The sequence below is a fragment of the Paenibacillus sp. DMB5 genome, assembly GCF_001517085.1.
Taxonomy (GTDB): domain Bacteria; phylum Bacillota; class Bacilli; order Paenibacillales; family Paenibacillaceae; genus Paenibacillus_AQ.
Window position 1 is genome coordinate 1 of sequence record NZ_LRAC01000102.1, and the last position, 2,855, is coordinate 2,855.

Annotated in this window: 2 protein-coding genes and 1 pseudogene; all 3 read left to right on the plus strand. The window is 58.5% G+C overall.

Translation table 11 applies throughout. The features are described from left to right. Positions 1-1,067: gamma-glutamyltransferase (gene ggt / locus AWJ19_RS11385; protein ID WP_068723806.1), on the plus strand; the 1,067-nt coding region annotated here is incomplete at its 5' end. A 23-nt stretch (positions 1,068-1,090) separates the two neighbouring features. Next, a pseudogene (locus tag AWJ19_RS11390) lies at positions 1,091-1,675 on the plus strand (amidase family protein); the annotation flags it as partial. Between the two features lie 209 nt (positions 1,676-1,884). Then, positions 1,885-2,361 carry an amidase family protein gene (locus tag AWJ19_RS11395; protein ID WP_068723808.1) on the plus strand — a complete coding sequence of 159 codons (477 nt, stop codon included), beginning with the start codon at positions 1,885-1,887 and terminating at the stop codon, positions 2,359-2,361. Positions 2,362-2,855: the final 494 nt, after the last annotated feature.

Here is a 2,855-nt window from a genome sequence, read left to right on the forward strand (position 1 = left end):
TGCCGGCCGCCGGGTCCAGGTTTGTGCAGCCGCAGCTGGCGCGGACGCTGCGTGCCCTGGCGTCGGGCGGGCGCGACGCCTTCTATAAGGGGCAGATTGCGCAGGATATAAGCGATTATATGCGGGCTGCGGGCGGGTATCTTACCTGTGATGATTTTGCTGATCATCAGGGGGAGTGGGCTGAGCCCGTCTCTACCGAATATCACGGCTACAGCATATATCAGGCGCCGCCGAACTCGCAGGGCTTTGCAGCCCTGATGGCGCTTAATATATTGGAGCGTTTTGATTTTAGCGGCATCGAGCATGGCTCCTATGAATATTACCACCTGCTGGTGGAGGCGCTGAAGCTAAGCTTCCGTGACCGGGATCAGGTGCTGACGGATCCGCTTCACCATCAGGCTCCGCTGGACCGGCTGCTGGATAAAGGATATGCGCAGCAGCTTGCAGCCTCCATTTCCATGAGCCGTGCGGCGGCGATTGGAAGTGAACCGGTCGGCCGGGATACGGCTTACGCCGCTGTAGTGGACGGTGACGGCAATGCCGTGTCGTTTATTCAAAGCCTCTATTTTGAATTTGGCTCTGGGGTTGTTGCCGGGGATACGGGCATTCTGCTGCAGAACCGCGGCTCTTTCTTCTCGCTGGACCCGGGGCATATCAATACACTGGAGCCGCACAAGCGTACATTCCATACCCTGATGCCGGCGATGGCGTGCCGGGAGGGAAAGCCCGCTTATCTGTACGGGACACAGGGCGGGGAAGGGCAGCCCCAGACGCAGACGCTGCTGCTGACGAGGCTGCTGCATTACGGCATGAATCCGCTGGAGGCGGTGAGTGCCCCGAGATTTGTGTGGGGCAGAACCTGGGGAGAGCCGACCCAGGAGCTGAAGGTAGAGCAGCGCGCCGGGCAGCAGGTGCTGGATGCGCTGGCCGGCGCCGGGCATCTGGTGCGGCCGGCGGCAGCTTTTGACGGCATCATGGGCCATGCCCATGTTATTGCAATCGACAGCGGAGGTCTCCGCAGCGGCGGAACGGATCCGCGGTGTGACGGAGCGGCAATCGGGTGGTAGCTGGCAGGGAGGGAGCGGGAGAGATGATACTAGATAATAATTATGGTGCTTTTATTGCTCCGGAGCTTGAAGTCTCCGGCTCGCGGCAGGGGGAATTGAAGGGGCTCAGGTTTGCAGTAAAGGATGTGTTCGCAGTAGCCGGCCACAGCTCATCTGCCGGGAATCCCTCCTGGCTGCGAAGCCACGGGCCTTCAAGAGTACATTCGGCAGCTGTCTCTAAGCTGCTGGAGGCGGGGGCAGCTTTATGCGGTGCAGCACATACCGATGAGCTGATGTACAGCCTGGGCGGCGAAAACGTTCATTACGGCACGCCTGTGAATCCGCGCGGAGCCGGACGGATTCCCGGCGGCTCATCCAGCGGGTCAGCGGTGGCGGTAGCCTCTGGCGCCGTAGACTTTGCACTTGGAACGGATACCGGTGGCTCGGTCCGTGTCCCTTCTGCTTACTGCGGCGTGTACGGCTTCCGGCCTACGCATGGAGCCGTGGATATGGAGGGCGTTATTCCGCTGGCCCCGGGATTTGATACGGTGGGCTGGATGGCGGATAGCCCGGAACTGCTGGAGGTTGTGGGAAGGGTGCTGCTTGATGCGGGTGAGAGGCCATCTGAGCAGTCGGATGTAACGAGCGCCGGCGGAGTAAGTCTGTCTCTGTCTGAAGTCAGATCCGGTTCTGGTTCAGGTACTACTCCGGCTGAAGGCAGAATGAGCAAGCTATATCTCCCGGCGGACTGCTGGGCACTGGCTGAACCGTCAAGTGCGCCTGTCTGAGGCGGAAACTCAGCCGGCTGCAGGCCGCTGCGGATGAGACAGTAGAAAATGTGGTGTCAGCCGAAGGCCTGAAAAGCTGGATGGATCTGTTCAGGGAGCTGCAGGCGGCTGAAATCTGGGCAACCCATAGCGAATGGATCAGACAGGAGCAGCCGGAATTCGGGCCGGATATCGCGGCCCGGTTCTCTTGGGCGGCAAGCATCGCCGGGCAGGACCATAGCCGGGCGGCCGCGCTGCGCAGTGAGATTGCCGGCCGGCTGCGGCTGCTGCTCCGGGAGGACCGCTGCCTGGTCATCCCGACCGTCCCCGGACCGGCTCCGCTTCTGGGCGGAGACCTGCAGCAGCTGGAACGCAACCGCAGCGGCGCTATGATGCTTAGCTGCATTGCCGGGCTTGCCGGCCTGCCTCAGATCACCCTGCCGGTGGAGGGACCTGAGGGTCTCCCGCTGGGATTGTCCGTCATCGGCGGCCACGGGCAGGATCTCCGCCTGCTCTCTTGGGTGCTGGGGGCCTGGCGTCGGGCTTAATAACAAGCTGTACATGCTGTTTCTTATCCGGCACTTTGGGGAATAGGTCAGGACCGGAGTCTACCCGGGTTCTGACTCAGTAATCAGTGAGAGTTGCCTGCAACCTGTCTGGCATCGGGTTAGTAGAGAAACAAGAACCGGGCTATTGCTGCCGTGGGCCTCGCGGCGGTCATGGTCTGGTTTAATCAAGTTGCCTGATTAGCTTGTGAAAATAACTGCACTTTGTGCAGTTATTTGCTGTGAATTTAGCTGCTACCGCGAGATAGCTGTAGTTTGTACAACTAAATTAAGGAAAATAGGACGTAGAAGTGAAATACGGAGCTTTTAGATGTACAGAATACAGTTAAAGTTAAAATTTGTCTCAAAAACTTTGTTTTAGTTGTACAGAGTGCAGTTATGTGGATTTTGGTTCTATGTGAATGATTCTGAAAGATATCACTCACTGGCCGCTAACTGAACTAAGTGGAATTTCGTGAGTCTGTAAAATATATTGT